The sequence below is a fragment of the Nocardia sp. NPDC055002 genome, assembly GCF_053608825.1.
On sequence record NZ_JBSGWE010000002.1, the window covers coordinates 820,650 to 837,294 of the forward strand.

15 protein-coding genes are annotated in these 16,645 nt (G+C 66.5%); 3 read left to right on the forward strand and 12 right to left on the reverse strand.

Annotation, left to right across the window (positions count from 1 at the left end; translation table 11 throughout):
* Positions 1 to 9: 9 nt before the first annotated feature.
* From ACWF99_RS11045 to ACWF99_RS11070, 6 genes are all read right to left on the reverse strand, one after another.
* Positions 10 to 669, reverse strand: coding sequence for a response regulator transcription factor (locus tag ACWF99_RS11045; RefSeq protein ID WP_452535721.1), 660 nt, complete (start codon positions 667 to 669; stop codon positions 10 to 12).
* 46 nt (positions 670 to 715) lie between these two features.
* Positions 716 to 2,086 carry an MFS transporter gene (locus tag ACWF99_RS11050; protein ID WP_452535722.1) on the reverse strand — a complete coding sequence of 457 codons (1,371 nt, stop codon included), beginning with the start codon at positions 2,084 to 2,086 and terminating at the stop codon, positions 716 to 718.
* A gap of 360 nt (positions 2,087 to 2,446) precedes the next feature.
* Entirely contained in the window at positions 2,447 to 2,905 is a 459-nt protein-coding gene (locus ACWF99_RS11055) for a DUF1905 domain-containing protein (RefSeq protein WP_452535723.1), read from the reverse strand.
* Between the two features lie 134 nt (positions 2,906 to 3,039).
* Positions 3,040 to 4,077, reverse strand: coding sequence for a lipase family protein (locus ACWF99_RS11060; RefSeq protein WP_452535724.1), 1,038 nt, complete (start codon positions 4,075 to 4,077; stop codon positions 3,040 to 3,042).
* Positions 4,078 to 4,174: 97 nt separating this feature from the next.
* Complete coding sequence (locus ACWF99_RS11065) at positions 4,175 to 5,659, reverse strand: flavin-containing monooxygenase (protein ID WP_378627771.1); 1,485 nt, start codon at positions 5,657 to 5,659, stop codon at positions 4,175 to 4,177.
* Complete coding sequence (locus tag ACWF99_RS11070; protein ID WP_452535725.1) at positions 5,656 to 7,122, reverse strand: flavin-containing monooxygenase; 1,467 nt, start codon at positions 7,120 to 7,122, stop codon at positions 5,656 to 5,658. Before ACWF99_RS11070 ends, ACWF99_RS11065 begins: the two co-directional genes overlap by 4 nt.
* Before the next feature lie 152 nt (positions 7,123 to 7,274).
* Here ACWF99_RS11070 and ACWF99_RS11075 point away from each other — a divergent pair, with 152 nt between their 5' ends.
* Positions 7,275 to 7,895: a TetR/AcrR family transcriptional regulator gene (locus tag ACWF99_RS11075; RefSeq protein WP_378627775.1), complete on the forward strand. Its 621-nt coding sequence runs from the start codon at positions 7,275 to 7,277 to the stop codon at positions 7,893 to 7,895.
* 30 nt (positions 7,896 to 7,925) lie between these two features.
* Here ACWF99_RS11075 and ACWF99_RS11080 read toward each other — a convergent pair whose 3' ends face one another.
* The 3 genes from ACWF99_RS11080 to ACWF99_RS11090 all read right to left on the reverse strand — a co-directional run bounded on the left by ACWF99_RS11080 (position 7,926) and on the right by ACWF99_RS11090 (position 11,221).
* The gene (locus tag ACWF99_RS11080) at positions 7,926 to 9,197 is read right to left on the reverse strand and encodes a diguanylate cyclase domain-containing protein (protein WP_452535726.1); all 1,272 of its coding nucleotides are present in this window, start codon (positions 9,195 to 9,197) and stop codon (positions 7,926 to 7,928) included.
* 133 nt (positions 9,198 to 9,330) lie between these two features.
* Positions 9,331 to 10,620, reverse strand: coding sequence for a serine hydrolase domain-containing protein (locus ACWF99_RS11085; protein WP_452535727.1), 1,290 nt, complete (start codon positions 10,618 to 10,620; stop codon positions 9,331 to 9,333).
* Between the two features lie 172 nt (positions 10,621 to 10,792).
* A complete protein-coding gene (locus tag ACWF99_RS11090) occupies positions 10,793 to 11,221 on the reverse strand; it encodes a cupin domain-containing protein (RefSeq protein WP_452535966.1) in 429 nt (142 codons plus the stop codon).
* Between the two features lie 566 nt (positions 11,222 to 11,787).
* Between ACWF99_RS11090 and ACWF99_RS11095 the strand changes: the two genes are divergently transcribed.
* Positions 11,788 to 13,209 (forward strand): hypothetical protein, encoded by a 1,422-nt coding sequence (locus ACWF99_RS11095; protein WP_452535967.1) that lies wholly within the window; start codon positions 11,788 to 11,790, stop codon positions 13,207 to 13,209.
* A 10-nt stretch (positions 13,210 to 13,219) separates the two neighbouring features.
* On the opposite strand, the gene ACWF99_RS11100 is transcribed toward ACWF99_RS11095, so the two are convergent.
* Both ACWF99_RS11100 and ACWF99_RS11105 read right to left on the reverse strand, forming a co-directional pair.
* Entirely contained in the window at positions 13,220 to 14,299 is a 1,080-nt protein-coding gene (locus ACWF99_RS11100; RefSeq protein WP_452535728.1) for an alkaline phosphatase family protein, read from the reverse strand.
* Between the two features lie 84 nt (positions 14,300 to 14,383).
* Positions 14,384 to 14,911: a DoxX family protein gene (locus ACWF99_RS11105; protein ID WP_452535729.1), complete on the reverse strand. Its 528-nt coding sequence runs from the start codon at positions 14,909 to 14,911 to the stop codon at positions 14,384 to 14,386.
* Positions 14,912 to 14,960: 49 nt separating this feature from the next.
* Here ACWF99_RS11105 and ACWF99_RS11110 point away from each other — a divergent pair, with 49 nt between their 5' ends.
* Entirely contained in the window at positions 14,961 to 15,911 is a 951-nt protein-coding gene (locus tag ACWF99_RS11110) for a TIGR03560 family F420-dependent LLM class oxidoreductase (protein WP_452535730.1), read from the forward strand.
* A 78-nt stretch (positions 15,912 to 15,989) separates the two neighbouring features.
* Here the strand turns inward: ACWF99_RS11110 and ACWF99_RS11115 are convergent, their stop codons facing one another.
* On the reverse strand, positions 15,990 to 16,451 hold the full coding sequence (locus ACWF99_RS11115; protein ID WP_378627791.1) for a cupin domain-containing protein: 462 nt from the start codon (positions 16,449 to 16,451) through the stop codon (positions 15,990 to 15,992).
* Between the last annotated feature and the right edge of the window lie 194 nt (positions 16,452 to 16,645).

Below are 16,645 nucleotides of genomic sequence, written 5' to 3' on the forward strand. Positions count from 1 at the left end.
CTCGGGCACTCACTCGCCCCACCGATACCCGTAGCCACGAATGGTGGTGATCAGCCCGGGCCGGTTCAGTTTGGCGCGCAGCCCGGTCATGTGGACATCGAGCGAGCGCGAGACCGCGACGAACGCATCGCCCCAGATGCGGTCCATCAGCTGCTGCCTGCTCACCGCGGCGCCCGGCCGTTCCACCAGGACCTCGACGAGCTCGAATTCCTTCTGGGTGAGCGCGATCGGAGCACCGGCCACCTCGACGACCCGCGCACGCAGATCCACTCGGACATCACCGGTGACGACTTCGGTCCTGGCCCGCGTGGCGACGGCCGCGGCCCGGCGCAGGACGGTCTCGAGCCGCGCCATCAGCTCGGCGATCCGCGGGGGCTTGACCACATAGTCGTCCGCTCCGCCGCGCAAGCCGCGCACGATGGAGCGTTCGTCGCTGCGGGCGGTCAGGATCAACACCGGGATCGTGCTGACCTCACGCAGCTGACGCAGGACCTGCAACCCGTCGGCATCGGGCAGCCCGAGGTCGAGGAGCACGGCGTCGAAGTCGCGGTGGGCGATGAGCAGGTCGGCGCCACGGCGCATGCGCTCGGCCCGGTAGCCGCGCGCGGTGAGTGCCTCTACCAGGGCGTCGCCCACTCCGTCGTCGTCCTCGACCACCGCAAGCCGCACGCGCCGATCCTCCCATAGCGGCAGGACCGGCGCGTGTTCCGGACGGTCAGCCACGCACGGCGGCCATCGCCCGTTCCGCCTCGACCGCATCGGCATCGACGACGTCGTCGGCGTCGATGGTCGACTCGGCCGACGTCTCCCGCATGAAGTAGTAGGTGATCAGCGAGATCGCGATACATCCGGCGACGTAGAAGAAGTAGAGCGACTCGAGGCCGGCCTTCTTCAACGCCAGCGCGATCATCTCGGCGGTACCACCGAAGATCGCGACGGTCAGCGCGTACGGCAGCCCGACGCCGAGCGCGCGGATCTTGGTGGGGAACAGCTCGGCCTTCACGATCGAGTTGATCGAGGTGTAGCCGGTGACGATCACCAGCGCGGTCATCATCAGGCCGAAGGCCGCGAGTGCGTTGGAGGTGTGCGCGAGCGCCGTCATGATCGGCACCGTCAGCACGGTGCCGGCGATTCCGAAGAAGATGAGCAGTTTGCGGCGGCCGATCCGGTCGGACAGACCGCCCGCGATCGGCTGGAGCACCACGAAGACCAGTAGCGCGACGAAGTTGATCCAGGCCACGGTGTCCTTGGAGATGCCCGAGGTATTGATCATGAACTTCTGCATATAGGTCGTGTAGGTGTAGAACGCCACCGTGCCGCCCAGTGTCAGGCCGACTACCAGCAGGCACTCGCGGGGGTACTGCAGCAGGACCCGCAGCGAACCGCGCGAGCTGCTCGCGGCCGCCTCGCCGGACTCGGACGTCTTCTCCATGGCCTTGAACGAGTCGGACTCGTCCATGCCACGTCGCAGCAGCATCACCACGATCGCGCCACCGGAACCGATCAGGAACGGGATGCGCCAGCCCCAGCTGTACATCTGCTCGGACGAGAGCATCTGCTGCAGGATGATCTGCACGCCCAGCGCGACCAGCTGGCCCGCGACCAGTGTCACGTACTGGAAGCTCGAGTAGAACCCGCGCCGGCCCGGGGAGGCGACCTCGGACAGATACGTTGCGCTGGTGGCGTATTCGCCGCCGACCGACAGTCCTTGCAGCAGTCGCGCCATGAGCAGCAAGACCGGCGCCGCGATGCCGATGGTCTGGAATCCGGGCGTCACCGCGATCATCAGCGAACCCGCGGCCATCACCGTCACCGACAGGGTGAGGGCGGCGCGTCGGCCGAACCGGTCGGCGTAGCGCCCGAGCGCCCAGCCGCCGATCGGGCGCATGATGAACCCGACCGCGAACACCGCCGCCGTCGACAGCAGTTGCGCCGTGGGGTCGCCGTCGGGGAAGAACGCCTTCGCGAAGTACACGCTGAACGCGGCGTAGACGTACCAGTCGTACCACTCGACGAGGTTGCCGATCGAGCCGCGCAGCACGTTGGCCACGACTCGCCGTTCACCACCGGCCTGTGTCGTTGTCACCTTGGACCCTCCTCTATCGGCGCGGCATTGCGCCGTCGGAGACCACTGTGTCGGCGCTCACATGCCGAAAGGAAGCGGCACGGGCGGTTCCTAACCTTCCCTTAGGACGATCCTCGCGACCGCTCTCGCCGGAGCCGGTGCGCAGGCCCGGGTGCTGGGCGAGGCGGCGCACACGATGGAGGACGAGATGAACGCGCTGTGGCAGGCGTGGCGTCAGGCGGCGGGAACCGGGGCGACGGGGGTATCGGGACGAACGGCCACAGGGCCGAGGATGCTGGCGGATTCTGTTGCAGCGGAACGGGTCCGCGGTCTATCGGGGTCATCCGGCACCGCGTTTCCGTGGTGCCAGAACTGAATTCGTTACATCTTGGCGTCGCCGGTGAGCTCGGTGACGATCTTGGCGATCCGGGTGGCGCGGGTGCCGGCACGCTTGGCCTCGGTGACGGACTGCACGCGTTCGCGCTGCTTGCTGTAGGACAGCGCGGCGAATGCCGCTGTCGAGCCGGGACGTTGCTCCAATGCCTGTGCGAGATCGTCGGGAACCTCGACGGTGCGGTCCTCGCGATCGAGTTCGACGGTGACCTCCGCGGTGTCTCCGGCGCTGACACCCGCGGCTTCGCGGTTCGACGCGTTGAGGGGCACCATGAACTCACCGCCGTACACGGCCACCGTGCTTCGGAACGTGTGGGGCCCGATGGTCACGACGACCCTCGGCCGTTTCCCGCCGCCGAGCGCTTCGACGACGTCGGCGGGTACCCGGAATCCGGTAGCGGTCTTTCCGCCGAGTTCGATCTGGGTGGTGAAGTGATGTGACGTCACTGCTGCCTCCGGCTCGACTGTGGACGGCGTGTCGGTCGCAGGATGGCCCTGCTGTCCTCATCAGCTCTTCATCGTCGGGGTCGGCACCGGCTGTACTGCGCGGCGCAACGTCGGACGAACTCCGGCGGCATCGCTCAGGAGGCGGTCGGGGTCGCTGTCCGGTCTTGCTCGGCGAAGCGGTCGGCGAGGAAAGCGAAGCCGGCCCGGGCGAATTGCGGTGCCGCGGTGAAATGGCCACCGAATCGGATCCGATGTTCGCTGACCTCGACGCCGAGTTCGCGCCACCGCTGGGTGAGCAGCTCGGTCTGGCGGTAGGGGACCACCCGGTCGCGGGGGCCGTGCCCGACGAGCACCGGCGCTGTCGGCGGTAGGTACCCGAGGCTGACCTCACGCATTCGCTCGATCCACACCGGATCCTCGAACGGGTCGGTGCTCAGATAGACGGTCCGCGACTTCGGGATGACGAACCCGACCGCGGCGAGCGCCAGCGGATGCAGTCGACGAATCACCGGCAGCGTCAACTTGCCCGCGGCGTTGAGATTTCGGCGCAGATTCAGGTTGTCGAAACTGGCTTCCAGTCCCAACGCCGAGTACATCAGCAAGAACAAGCCCGCGGTGCGATCGAGGCTCGCACCCATTTCGGCGAGGTCGGCCGGTGGCGCGCCGATGGCGACACCGGCCAACGGCAGATCTGGAGCGTAGAGCGACTGGATCTGCGCGGCCCAGGCGGCGGTGTTCCCGCCCTCGGAGTAGCCGTAGATCCCGTACTGGCTGATCTGCGCGGATCGGGTGGTGAGCAGATACCGCGCGGCACGCATGACGTCGAGCAACGCGCGGCTGTTGGCCGGACCGATCACATAGGGATGGGTTCCCTCGGTTCCCAGCCCGGGGTAGTCCGTGACCGCCACCGCCCAGCCGCGGGCCAACGCGGCGGCGATGAACACTCCTTCGTATTCCAGCCCGCGCTCGAGCAGCCGCGACACCGCTGCCGAACGCGCCATTCCCTGGGTGCCCGGAGCGAACCCGACCAGTGGCAGCGGTCCCGAGATATCGCGGGGAATCAGAATTGCTCCCGAGACCGTGATCGGCTTTCCGGCAAGGTCGGTGGAACGGTACAACACGCGATACGCGTCGGCCCGCACCGTGATTCCCGGGGCGATCCGTGCGGTCATCGATCTGATTCGCAGGATTTCCCCGGCGGCCGCGCTGCCGACGGTCGATTCCGGGAGGGGCTGATAGAACTGTGTGCGCCGGCACGACATCATCGGATCAACCCCGCGACGTGGGCGCGGCGACACGGTCGAACGTCAGTACGCCGTCGAGGAGTTCGCCTTTGCCGAGTAGGGCGCGATCGCGGTAGTAGTTGTTGACCACCTTCCAGGGGGAGCGCCGCCCCTGTCGCGGCATGACACCGTCGCCGCGCTTGATGTAGCCGGAGGTCAAATCACCACCCATCACGGACTCTTCGGCGATGTCGTCGGCACCCGCCCGCACCGAGAATCGGGAGTATCCGCCGTCGCGCATGGCGTTGAGGACCCGGCAGAAATAGGTGGCGGCGAGGTCGGCCTTGAGCGTCCATGACGCGTTGGTGTAGCCGAGGATGATCATGGCATTGGGGACTCCGGAGATCAGGACACCCTTGTAGAGCACCGAACCGCGCGGGTCCACCGGGACACCGTCGACCACGAGTTCGGCGCCGCCGACGATCTGTACGTTCAGACCCGTGGCGGTGACGATGATGTCGGCCTCGAGCTCCTGGCCCGACTCGGTCAGCACGCCCTTCTCGGTGAACTTCGCGATGCGGTCGGTGACGATGTCGGCCTTGCCGCTTTTCAGCGCCTTGAACAGGTCACCGTTGGGCACCACGCACAGACGCTGATCCCACGGGTTGTAACCGGGCGTGAAGTGCCGCATGTCGATCTTGTCGCCCACTTGCAGTCTGACCTGGTTCAAGAACACCTTCTTGGCCAGCTCGGGATTGGTGCGCGAGAGCTGGAAACTGGCGCGCTGCAAGGCGATATTACGGGCACGGCCGATCCGATAAGCGATCTTCTCCGGCACACGCGCTTTGCGCATCGTGATCGCGACGGGATCATTCGAGGGCAGCGTCTGGATGTAGGTGGGCGAGCGCTGCAGCATGGTGATGTGCTCGACGGCGTCGGCCATCGCGGGGATCAGCGTGATCGCGGTGGCGCCCGAACCGATCACCACGACCTTCTTGCCCTGGTAATCGAGGTCCTCGGGCCAATGCTGCGGGTGCACGACCTGGCCGGTGAAGTCCCCGGCGCCGGGGAACGTCGGCTGATATCCCCTGTCGTAGTCGTAGTAGCCGGTGGCGCCGACGAGGAAATTCGCCGACCAGGTCTCGATCTCGCCAGTGCGCTCGTCGAGGACTTCGCCCGTCCACAGTCCGGTGGTGCTGTCGAAGGAGGCGCGAATTCCCCTGCGGCCGAAGTGGATGTGATCGAGGACGCCGTATTCGCGGGCGGTGTCCTCGATGTAGTTCCGGATGCTCGGCCCGTCGGCCAGGATCTTGGTGCCGATCCACGGGCGGAACCCGAAACCGAAGGTCAGCATGTCCGAGTCGGACCGGATGCCCGGATACTTGAACAGATCCCAGGTGCCGCCGACGTTGTCGCGACGTTCGATGATCGCGAAGCTACGGCCGGTCTGCTCGCGAACGAGCTGACAGGCAGTGCCGATGCCGGAGAGGCCGGCGCCGATGATCAGTACATCGACGTGTCGTGTCGTCATGACAGAGTTCCATCCTGGTGAGTGATCAGGTAGTCGCGGTCGTCGGGTTCGGTGAGCAGGGTGTCCATCGTCTTGCGGTCGAAAGGCCACAGGTCGATGGTGTTTTCCTCGGTGAAGTACCAGGAGTTGCAACCGGTGTTCCACACGGTCGGGCCCATGGCGTCGGCGACCGAGTCGTTGAACCGGACGGTGGCCTCCTCGGTCACCTCCACGGTGTCGAACTCGTTGTCGCGGAAGCGTTTCAGCCACCGCGTGATGTAGCGGGCAGTCAGTTCCGCGGAGTACTGCAGCGAGATCGACCCGGTGGGCGAGTTCGGGCCGAGCACGGTGAACAAGTTCGGGAAACCGGGGATCGCGGTCATCCGGTAGGCGCGTGGCCCCTTCGCCCAGGCCTCGTCGATGCTCAGGCCGTCGCGGCCGCGCAGATTCATCGGGCGCATGTAGTTGTGGGGGTGGAAGCCGGTCGCGAAGACGATCACGTCGAGGTCGTGGTGGGTGCCGTCGGCGGTGCGGATCCCGGTCGCGGTGATCTCGCTGATCGCGTCGCTCACCAACGCCGCGTTGTGGGCGCCGATCGCGCGGTGATAGGTGCCGGAGAGGACCTGCCGTTTGCAGAACGGCTCGTAATCGGGAGTCAGCGCCGCTCGTAGCCGCCGATCGCGCACCTGGGTGGTCAGCGACCACCGGGCGAGCTGCTGCGCGGCGCGGCGCCGCCACGTCGGTTTCAACGCGATATCGGCGAGGATGCCCGAGCTCCACAACAGCGTGGAGTAGAGGCGCTGGTGCGCGGCGGGCGCGGCGGCGAGCAGCCTGGCCAGCAGCCGCGGCTGGGGCAGACCCATCGGAGCCCAGAGCACCCACTGGGGGGTGCGGGCGAACTGGGTCAACTTCGCGGCTCGCGGTTGCAGCGCGGAGACCACCTGAACGCCGGTGGACCCGCTGCCGATCACCGCGATGCGCTTGCCGACGGTCTCGATCGCGTCGTCCCAGCGGGCGGTATGGACCACCGCACCGGTGAACCGGTCGATTCCCGCGATATCGGGGGTGAAGGGGTGGTGCAGCACGCCGGTGGCGGCGATGACGAAGTCCGCCTTGATCTCTCGGCCGCCCGCGAGGGTGACGGTCCACCCGTCGGCGCCGTGAACGGCCTCGGTGACCTCACTGTTCAGCGCGAGATGATCGGTCAGACCGAACTGCTCGACCACATCGCGGTGGTAGCGCTGGATCTCGTCACCGGTGGCCCAGATCTGTGACCAGTCGGGCTTGGGTGCGAAGCCGAACTGATAAATCTGCGACGGAACATCGCAGGTCAGTCCGGGGTAGCGGTTCCAATGCCAGACCCCGCCGACATCGGAGCCCTTCTCCACGATCACGAAGTTCTCGAAGCCGGCCTGCTTGAAGATCACGCCGGCGGTGATCCCGGCGACGCCGGCGCCGATGATGACGATCTTCGGGTCACGCATGACGAACTCCTTTGTTCTGTCTCCACACGCATGGACTGACATGTCATTCTAACTACGGAATGAAGTGTCACTCAACTTTGACAGAGGCTATCATCACAGGCGTGGTCGGACCAGAGGCACTCGGAGACAGACGCGCTCAGCGAGCGGAACGCATGCGCGAGGAAACACGCCGCGACATCATCGACGCCGCCTTCGACTGCTTCGCGACGAGCGGCTACCACGACACCTCGATCGCCGACATCGCCGCGCGACTGGGGATCGGCCACGGCACCTTCTACCGGTATTTCCAGAACAAGCGCGACATCATCGACCACGTCGTGGACGACCTGTTCGGTCGCGTGCTGGAAGCCTTGGCGACCGACAACGCCCCCGCCGCCGCGGAAACCCTCGACGACTACCGCGCCCAGGTCGGCCGCATCGCCGACGGACTGACCGACATCCTGTACTCCGACCCGCGCATTCCCCGGTTCCTGTTCACCGGGACGGTCGGTGTCGACGCCGAATTGAACAAACGAATGTTCAGCGTGCTCGACTCGGCCAACGCGCTCACGGCCGGCTATCTCGAACACGGGATCGAACGCGGGTACCTGCGCGCCGATCTCGATGTCGACCACACGGCGCAGGCTGTGATGGGCATGCTCCTGGCCGGGGTCATCGCCTGCGCCAGGGACGCCGGGGAACGGGCCATCACGGACGGCAGTGGGCCGCCCGAACAGCAACGAGAGCTCAGTATCGCGATACAGCGGCTGATGTTCGACGGAATCGCCCTCTGACTCGCCGCGCGCGCGGGAGCTGATGGAATCTCAGCGGGGTATCTCGGGCCTGCCCCGCGAATCGGTCGAGTCGGTACCGGATTGCGCGTCGGTGCGCAGGATCCATCGATTCTTGCCCAGCGCTTTGGCCTGGTAGAGGCAGTCATCGGCCTCGGCGAGCAGTTCGGGAACGCGTCTGCCGGTCAAGGGCGTCACGACCGCGCCGATGCTGACCGAGACCGATATCGGTCCGTCGGGCAGGGCGAACGGATCGACCACCGCGGCGTGGAGCAGATCGATGGTCTTGCGCGCTCGATCGACCGCGGACGGGGGGAGCACGACGATGAACTCATCCCCGCCGAGGCGAGCCAGCAGCTCCTGATCGGTGCTCAAGCATCGCCGCAGGCGTTCGGCGAGCTCGACGAGGATCTGATCGCCCACGGCATGTCCGTAGGTGTCGTTGACCGCTTTGAACCCGTCGACGTCGAGTGCGCACACCGCCGCGCACTGGCCGGGGTGGGCGTCGCCGACGAGCGAGTGCAGCTCGGTGTGCAGGCCACGCCGGTTGGTCAGGCCGGTGAGCGGGTCGTGGTGGGCCTGCCAGTGCAGCCGTTGCGCGGCGGTGTGCTGCTCGGTGAGGTCCTGGCCGAAGCCGAGCAGATAAGCCCGTTCGCCGTCGGCCGAGACGCACTGGGTAATCGTCCAGCCGACCCACCTCGTGGTCCCGTCCGGGCGAGGCTGTTCGCTTTCGAACCGCACGGCGTCCGAGTCGTTGCCGGCGAGTTCGTCGAAAATGCGCCGGCGCTCGACGTCGGCGGTGTCGCCGGCCAGGTCGAAGCCGTCGAGTCCCCGCAGCTGGTCGAGCGGGTACCCCACCAGGCGTTCGAAAGCCGGATTGGCGTCGATGATGCGGCCTCGGGCGTCGCCGATGGACATCGCCACCGACGCGTGGCGAAACGCGATCTCGAAGCCGTCGGCGGCATGCGGGGTCACCGACTCGGAGGTGAGACTGCGCCCGACGCCGAAGCCGAATCGCGAGGCCAGGCTCGTCAGAACCTCGGGTGTCGTTCCGGCGTGCCGGCAGACCTCACGCAGGGTCGGCAGCGAGGCGTCGATGACAGCGGGGGAGCGGAAACCGAGATCGGCGACGGCGATCCCGAGGTTCTCGCCGATGGTGGGATCCCAAGCGGGGTTGGCCAGCGCGATCAGCACCCGGTCCAGGAGATCTTCGAGGACGTCGACGAGGTCGTCTTCGCCGCGTACCGGAGTGGTCACCGCAGCCAGGTGCGCGGCCCATTGTCGGGCGAATCGTCGAGCGGGCACCGTCGATGACACCTCCGTAGACTCCGATATCTCCTTCGAGCAGTAAAGCAAGGATCACCTCACCACATGCGAACATCGGATCAGCCGGGCGTCATCGTGTGAAGCGGACATCCGTTCGGGTGGCCGGCCCGCGTCACCGGCCGGTGGTGGTCGGTGGAGCAGGGCTGGTGGGCGCGGTCGTCGCGCCGGTGTTCGTCGCGGCCGGGCTGCCCGGCACCGCCTCGCTCCCGTAGAAGGTCGGCAGCATGCCCTTGACCAGCACCAGTGCCGACCCTTCGCCCGACGGCACCGTCGCGAGGTTCGTGGCGACCACGATCGTGAGGTCGGACTCCGGGTCATGGCCCATGAAGGTCATGTACCCCGGAATCTGACCGTCGTGCCCGAACAGATGCAACCCGAATCGGACGATGCCGAGACCGTATCCGGCGACATCGGGGGCGGCCGGATCGATCGGCTGGATGCTGTCCATCCGCACTCGCTGCATCTGCTCGTCCAGCAGGTCGCCCTCGACGAGTGCCCGCACGTACGTGGCCACATCACCGACCGTCGAGATCGCGGCACCCGCGGTCCACGTCCACGACGGGCTCTCGTCGGTCGCGTTGTTGGGTTGCAGCGTGCCCGCGAGCGCGGCGGCCTGCTGCTCGGGCGGCAGGGCGAAGGTGTCGATGGTGGAGACATTGGTGCCGAAGGCGTACCCCTGCGGGTGCGGATCGGGGATCGAGTGGTCCGCCGCCGCGGGCAGCGAGGTGTGCTTCAGGCCGAGTGGTCCGAAGATCCGCTGCTGGAAATTCTCGGCGGCCGACATCTTCGTGATCTTCTCGATGACCAGGCCGAGCAGGATGATGTTGGTATTGCTGTAATCGAATTTCTCTCCCGGTGCGAAATTGACCGGGTGGGAGAAGGCGATAGCGAGCAACTCCTCGGGCGTCCACACCTTGTTCGGGTCACTGTCGAGCATGGCATTGAACTGTGGGTCGAACGTGTAACTGTAGAGCCCGCTTCGCATTTCGGAGAGCTGGGCGATGGTGATCTCATCGCCGTTCGGCACATCGGGCCAGTATTTGGCAATCGGGTCCTCGAGTGCGAGTTTTCCCTCCTGTACCAACTGCAGAATGACCGTCGACGTCATGGTTTTGGTGTTGCTGGCGATGCGGAAGTAGTCGTCCACCGACATGGGGTCGTCGGCCCCGATGACCCGGGTGCCGAATGTCTCGGTCCAATCCCCCTGCTTCGGCGATTTGACGACCACGACAGCACCGGGAATGACGTTGTCCTTCATGAGCTGGGTGATCACCGGCCTGAGGGTGGTGGCGTAGGCGGGCTCGGCCTGTGAGCCGGCCGATGTGCTGGTGGCATCGCTGCCGGAATCCGACGATGTCGCGCAGCCGGTGGCAACGAACAAACTCGCGGTCGCGACAAACACTGCGAAACTCGTCCGGTGTCCCATGATTCTCCGATCAGCGTGTGCTCAGGAGGGGTGATGTCGCGCTGTGTAACGCAACTCTGCTCCCTGCGCGCCGAGGAATCAATCAGCAACCCGGTAACAGTGGAATGGCGAACCGCGAGCTCGCCATTTCCAGCGATCGAGTGGGGGTTCAGCTCCGGAAGTCCTCGAAATCGAAGCCCGGCGCGACGACGCAGCTCACCAGTACCTCCTCGCCACCGCACGGCCGGGCCGCCTGCCAATTGCCCGCCGGTACGAGTTGCTGCACGCGGTGCCCCGATTCGATGGCTGGGCCGAGGATCACGGATTCGGTTGTGGTGGGAGTGTCGCCGTCGCCGCCCAGCACGAGTTCCAGTGGTCCGCCTCGGTGCCACATCCACAGTTCGTCGGAGCGCACCGCATGCCAGATCGACCGTTCGTGTTCGGGGAGCAGGAACAGGATTCCGGTCGCCGCGGCGCGTGGGCCCGGATAGTCGGTGGGCGCGAAAGTATGTGCACTGCGCCAAGTTTCGCGAAACCAGCCGCCTTCGGGATGCGGCAGGAGGTCGAGGGTCTCCGCGGTCGGTGGCCGGTGCAGCAGTTCGGTATGGCGGCCTGCCGGGCCGCGCCGGGCCCACCGCACCTTCCCGACGGGCAGGTGTCCCGCGGTCGGCGATGCCTCGCGCGGGGTGACGACGAGGATCTGTGCGGTCGGCGGCAGCGCATCGGCAACCAGGAGCGCCGAATCGTCGTCTGCTGCCCAGGCGGTCCGGTCGTCGTCGACGGGCAGCTGATCACCTCCCGACCGCCAGGCATCGAGCGTGGTAACCAGCATCGGTTCGGTGTCGGTAGCGTCAGGCACGAGGGGTTCCATGGCATCGAGTGTTCACCAAGATCGTGGAATGACGTTGTGCGCACGGTGCCGGCGTCGCTCGAGTCGGCGGTCGCGGATCAGAGCCGAGGTACCCGCAACCCCGGAATCATCGGCGCCGACCGGTGCGCCCGAAGGTCGCCGACGGGACCTTGCCGTCGCGACTGTGGTCCCCTACTCTGCGAGCTGTACGAATATTCGAAAGGCTGAGTTCGAGTATTTGTTTCGAGGCGGGTTCTCTCCGACGAGCGAGCGCGTCGATGGCAGGAATCAGGGAGTCGCCCGTGTTCGCAAGAATGGGTCGCATCGCCGCGACCGCCGCGCTGTGTCTGACCGTATCGCTCATGGTCACCACCGGAACCGCCGCCGCGGAGTTCGGTTCGCTACCGCCCGCGAATCCGCACCTGGGCCCGCCGGGAACCGCGACGATGCACGGGGACGCCGAGTCTTCCGACGCCACGCCTTTCGCGGGTCCCGGAACCGGAAGCGTCGACAGCGACTTCCGCGAACTCGCTGCTGCGTGTCCGACCATTCTGCAAGGCGCGGACGGGATTCCGCAGGCGCTGTGTACCAAGATCATCGACCGGGCCCCGAAGGTGTTCCTGCTCGACCCCGGTAGCGGGCAGCCCCTCGCCTCCCTCGACTTGGCCAAGGGCAGCCTCCTCGGTGGTGTGTACGCCTTTCTCGACAGCGACGACCGCATGGTCACCGTCGACGGCAGCGGTCAGCTGCTACGGATCGGCCACCGCAAGGACGGCGACGGCTGGAAGCTGTTCATCGAGACGAGAACCGATATAGCGCAAGCCGTCACGGGCCATTGCGGTGGTAGCGGCTGCGACGCCGTGAGTTCGGTGATGCCCGACTTCGACGGCCGGGTGTGGTTCGCCACCGACAACGCGGCGGCGGGTTACTCTGATCCGGCGACCGGCGCGGCCCGCTCGATCGTGCTCGGCCCGGGGGAGAAGGTCGCCAACAGCATTTCCACCGCACCCGAGGGCGTCTCGATCGCCACCACCCATGCGCTGTACCTGGTGGATGTCGACGACACCGGCGGTCCCCGCATCGTGTGGCGCCAGGCCTATGACCGCGGTCCGGCCCGCAAGCCCGGTCAGCTCTCCTGGGGGACCGGCGCCACTCCCACCTTCTTCGGCCCCGGTAGCGGCACCGAGTACGTGGCGATCACCGACAATGCCGTGCCGAAGGAAAATCTGCTCGTGTTCGACACTGCCGGCGGCAATCCGGTGTGCTCGGTGCCGACGGTCAAGGGCACCGAGAACTCGCCGATCGGTTCCGGCAACAGCCTTTTCGTCGCCAGCACCTACGGGTACCCGTATCCCGCGGTGCCGGAGGGGGCGGGCGACAGTGACCCGGCGCATGCTTCGTTCACCGGGGGCATGGTCCGCGTAGACGTCAGCGGTTCCGGCTGTCAGGTGAAGTGGGCCAATGATGTTCTGTCCGCGGCGGTTCCACGTCTGTCGGTGGCCGACGGCAAGATCTACACCGTCGCGCGCCACAGCATCATTTCGACCGGCAGCGCCGGGCTGACCGATACCTTCCGCTACACCGTGATCGACGCCGCTACCGGACGCGTCGACACGGAGAAGGTCATCGGGGCCACCGCCGTGCACAACACCCTGCAGATGGTCGGCACCATCGCCCCTGACCGCACCCTCTATCAGGGCACGATGAGCGGGCTGTTCCGGATCGCACCCCGCTGAGCGGCCGGGACTATCGCTCGGACGAACCGCTCGCCGATCCACTTCCCAGGATGCACAACGGATTCGCCACCATCGCCGCCTGCGCCGAACCGGACGACGAACCGGTGATCCCGGAGTCGACCGGCGGCGTGTTCGGTGCGGGTAGTGCCGGGTTGCCCGAACCGCCCGTCAACATCGACGCGCCGTCGAGATTCGCGGGAGCCGAGACATCGAGCAGATCCAGCACGGTCGGCGTGATGTCGGCGAGGGTGTAGCCGTTGTTCTCTGTTCCCGCCGCGAACCCCGCTCCCCGCGCGAGCACGAAACTGGCTGTCTCGTGGGCGCTCTGACCGCCGTGCCCCCCGTCCGGCTTGTGTCCGTGGTCGGTGGTGACCAGAATCGTCCACCGCTCGTTCGAATGCGACGCCGCCCGCGCGTCCACCGCAGCGGTGATCTGCCCGACCAGGTTGTCCACGCGGCCGATGGCATCGCGATAGGCCTGCGGCCAGATTCCGCGCAGCGTGTGCCCGACGATGTCCACCTGATCGAGGTGCGTGAACAGCAGATCGGTTCCCTGCTCGGTGATGGCCGAGACAACCTGCGCGGTGGCCTCGGAATCGGCGGTGGTCTCACAGACGCCCGCGCCGGTGGGATCGATCTGCGTGACGGCCACCCGGTCGGCCTGCGGGCTGCCGGTGCGCGCGATCATGCCGATCTTGTCCCAGGTCCCGATGGAGGCCGTCGACAGCGCCGGCCGCTCCCGCTCCACCTGCGTGAACACCGTCGGATATTGTGCGAAAGGTCCTGCGTTGCAGGTGGATCCATTGTCCTGAATTCCGTGCTTGGTATCCCATACGCCGGTCAGCGCCGTTGCCCACGAAACGCACGACATGGTGGTGTGCGGGGCGATGGAGGTGCGTGCCAGGGTGCCCTGCGCGGCCAGGCGGTCGAGGTTGGGGGCATCGGCCGCCGACACCTCACTCCACAGGGTGCCGTCGATGCCGATGACCACGACCTTGTTCACGACCGGAGCCGCGGGGGCCGGCGCTGCCGTGGCGAAGGGGACAGCGGCCAGGGCCGCGGCTACGAGGATGCGGTGAGTGCGAGACATGCGCGGCACCGTAGTTGCCGAGCGCCGACGACAACCAGCGAATTGGACAATTGACCGGTACAGTCCCGCCCACTGGGACCGACGTCAGAACGCGTGCGGGCCGATCCGTTCCACCGCGACGAACACCGCCAATGCCAGCAGCACCACGGTCATCACGACATTCGACCATTCGCCGCGGCGCCCGTGCGTGACGGCCGCGCCGGCCATGATCACCGCGAGGCCGATGGCGGCCGCGGGCACCAGCCAGGTGGCGATGTCGAACACGCCGGGCAGGATCAGGCCGACTGCGCCGGCGACTTCGGCCGCGCCGATGAACTTGATCAGGCCTTCCGGAAAGGGCTCGGCCCAGCCCATTTTCGGGTCAGCGACGAGCTGTTCTTTGGATTTGGCGAGTTTCATCGAACCGGCCAGGAGAAACATCGCGGCCAGTAGGCCGGAAACGATCCAGACGACGATATTCATGCCGCGACTCCGGTTGTGCGAGGGCAGCGGGGCGCCGACCCAGGCCTCGACCTGATCGAGTATCAGGTTCGCGCACTCATCGTACTGCGACACGGGGCGGCAATCGGTGAACTGGCGGCCATTACCGTGTGACGCCCGGTTGATTGCCATGGATTATCGCTGCGGGTCGACGCGGGAAACGACCGTAGGGTCGTCGAACATGAGCATTCGTCTCGGATACCAGATGCCCTACTTCGGCTACGCGGGCTCTCCGCGCGAACTGTTCCCGAAGGTCATCGCGCAGGCGCAGGAGGCGGAGGCAGCCGGATTCGATGCCGTGCTCTTCATGGACCACTTCTATCAGGTCTACGGACAGCCCGAGGATTGGATGCTGGAGGCCTACACCGCCCTGGCCGGGCTGGCCACCGTCACCGAGCGAATCCAGCTGGCCACCCTGATGACCTGCAACACCTACCGCAATCCGGCGCTGCTGGCCAAGATCGTCACGACGCTGGACGTGATCAGCGGCGGCCGCGCGGCCCTCGGCATCGGCGCGGGCTGGTTCGAGCTCGAGCACCGCGGCTACGGCTTCGAATACGGCAGCTTCACCGAGCGGTTCCAGCGGCTGGACGAGGCACTGCAGATCATCTCGCCGATGCTGCGCGGGCAGCGGCCCACCTTCCAGGGCAAGTGGTATCGCGCCGAGAACGCGATCAACGAGCCGCAGGTACGCGACGACCTGCCGATCCTGCTCGGTGGCGGCGGTGAGAAGAAGACCTTCGGCCTGGCCGCGCGGTACGCCGACCACCTGAACATCCTCTGCCACACCAGCGACCTGCCCCAGAAATTGGCCACCCTGCGGCAGCGCTGCGAGGAGGCCGGGCGTGACCCACAGACCCTGGAGACCAGCTTCCGCGCCGTCGTCGTCATCGACGAGAACGGCGACCGAGCCCGCGAACTGGCGCAGGAGTTCATGCAGCGCGATCTCGTGGTGGTGATCTCGGCGGACAGCGTGTTCGCCGGAGCCCCCGACGATGTGGCCGAGCAGATCCAGCGCCGCATCCTGGATCACGGGGTCGACGGCATCATCGTGAACATGGTCGCCAACGGTCACGAGCCGGGCATCCTCGAGCTGGCAGGCAAGGCTCTGAGTCCGCTGGTGCACAACTGAGTCGCGACTGTCCGCGATTGTGGCCTGCTGACTTCGGCGACAGTGAATCACCGCACCGATTTTCGCCGGAATCAAGGACTACGGCTGGTGGTGGATGGGGTCTATCCAATGGACGGCGTCGGGCTTCTCGATCGGCTCGATGTCGAGATTGACGACGACGGCTTCGCTGTCGCTGCGCACCAGCACACATTCCAAGGGTTCGTGAGTGCTGGCGTTGATTTCCTGGTGCGGGACATAGGGTGGCACGAAGATGAAGTCGCCGGGCCCGGCCTCTGCGACGAATTCCAGCCGCTCGCCCCATCGCATCCGGGCGCGGCCGCGGATCACATAGATGACACTTTCGAGTGCGCCGTGATGGTGTGCGCCGGTCTTGGCGTCCGGATGGATCGTGACGGTCCCGGCCCAGATCTTCTGCGCTCCGACACGGGCAAAATCGATCGCGGCCGCCCGCTCCATTCCGGGTGTCTGCGCGGTATTCGAATCGAGCTGATCGGCCTTGATCACCCGGACACCGTTGTGCCGCCAGTCCTCGGCAGTCATGGGTGCGCTCCTCCACGTCGATCGGTCGAGCTGAATCGCCGAATGCGGGCAGGTCGGTGGACCGTCGCGCTCGGTTGAGACAACGCAATCATGATTCGTGTGCCCGGTAGACGTTTTCGCTCGGTGGGATCGAAAGATGACCGCCCGACTACCGCACCAGCGGCTCATCGACGAGGCCGGAGCAGTAGCTGGAC

Coding starts and splice junctions, on each gene's coding strand:
- ACWF99_RS11060 (WP_452535724.1), bottom strand. CDS start 4,077: ATGACCGCACGGATCGCCCCGGGAATCACGGTGCGGGCCGACGCGTAT.
- ACWF99_RS11065 (WP_378627771.1), bottom strand. CDS start 5,659: ATGACGACACGACACGTCGATGTACTGATCATCGGCGCCGGCCTCTCC.
- ACWF99_RS11070 (WP_452535725.1), bottom strand. CDS start 7,122: ATGCGTGACCCGAAGATCGTCATCATCGGCGCCGGCGTCGCCGGGATC.
- ACWF99_RS11075 (WP_378627775.1), top strand. CDS start 7,275: ATGCGCGAGGAAACACGCCGCGACATCATCGACGCCGCCTTCGACTGC.
- ACWF99_RS11095 (WP_452535967.1), top strand. CDS start 11,788: ATGGGTCGCATCGCCGCGACCGCCGCGCTGTGTCTGACCGTATCGCTC.
- ACWF99_RS11100 (WP_452535728.1), bottom strand. CDS start 14,299: ATGTCTCGCACTCACCGCATCCTCGTAGCCGCGGCCCTGGCCGCTGTC.
- ACWF99_RS11105 (WP_452535729.1), bottom strand. CDS start 14,911: ATGGCAATCAACCGGGCGTCACACGGTAATGGCCGCCAGTTCACCGAT.
- ACWF99_RS11110 (WP_452535730.1), top strand. CDS start 14,961: ATGAGCATTCGTCTCGGATACCAGATGCCCTACTTCGGCTACGCGGGC.
- ACWF99_RS11115 (WP_378627791.1), bottom strand. CDS start 16,451: ATGACTGCCGAGGACTGGCGGCACAACGGTGTCCGGGTGATCAAGGCC.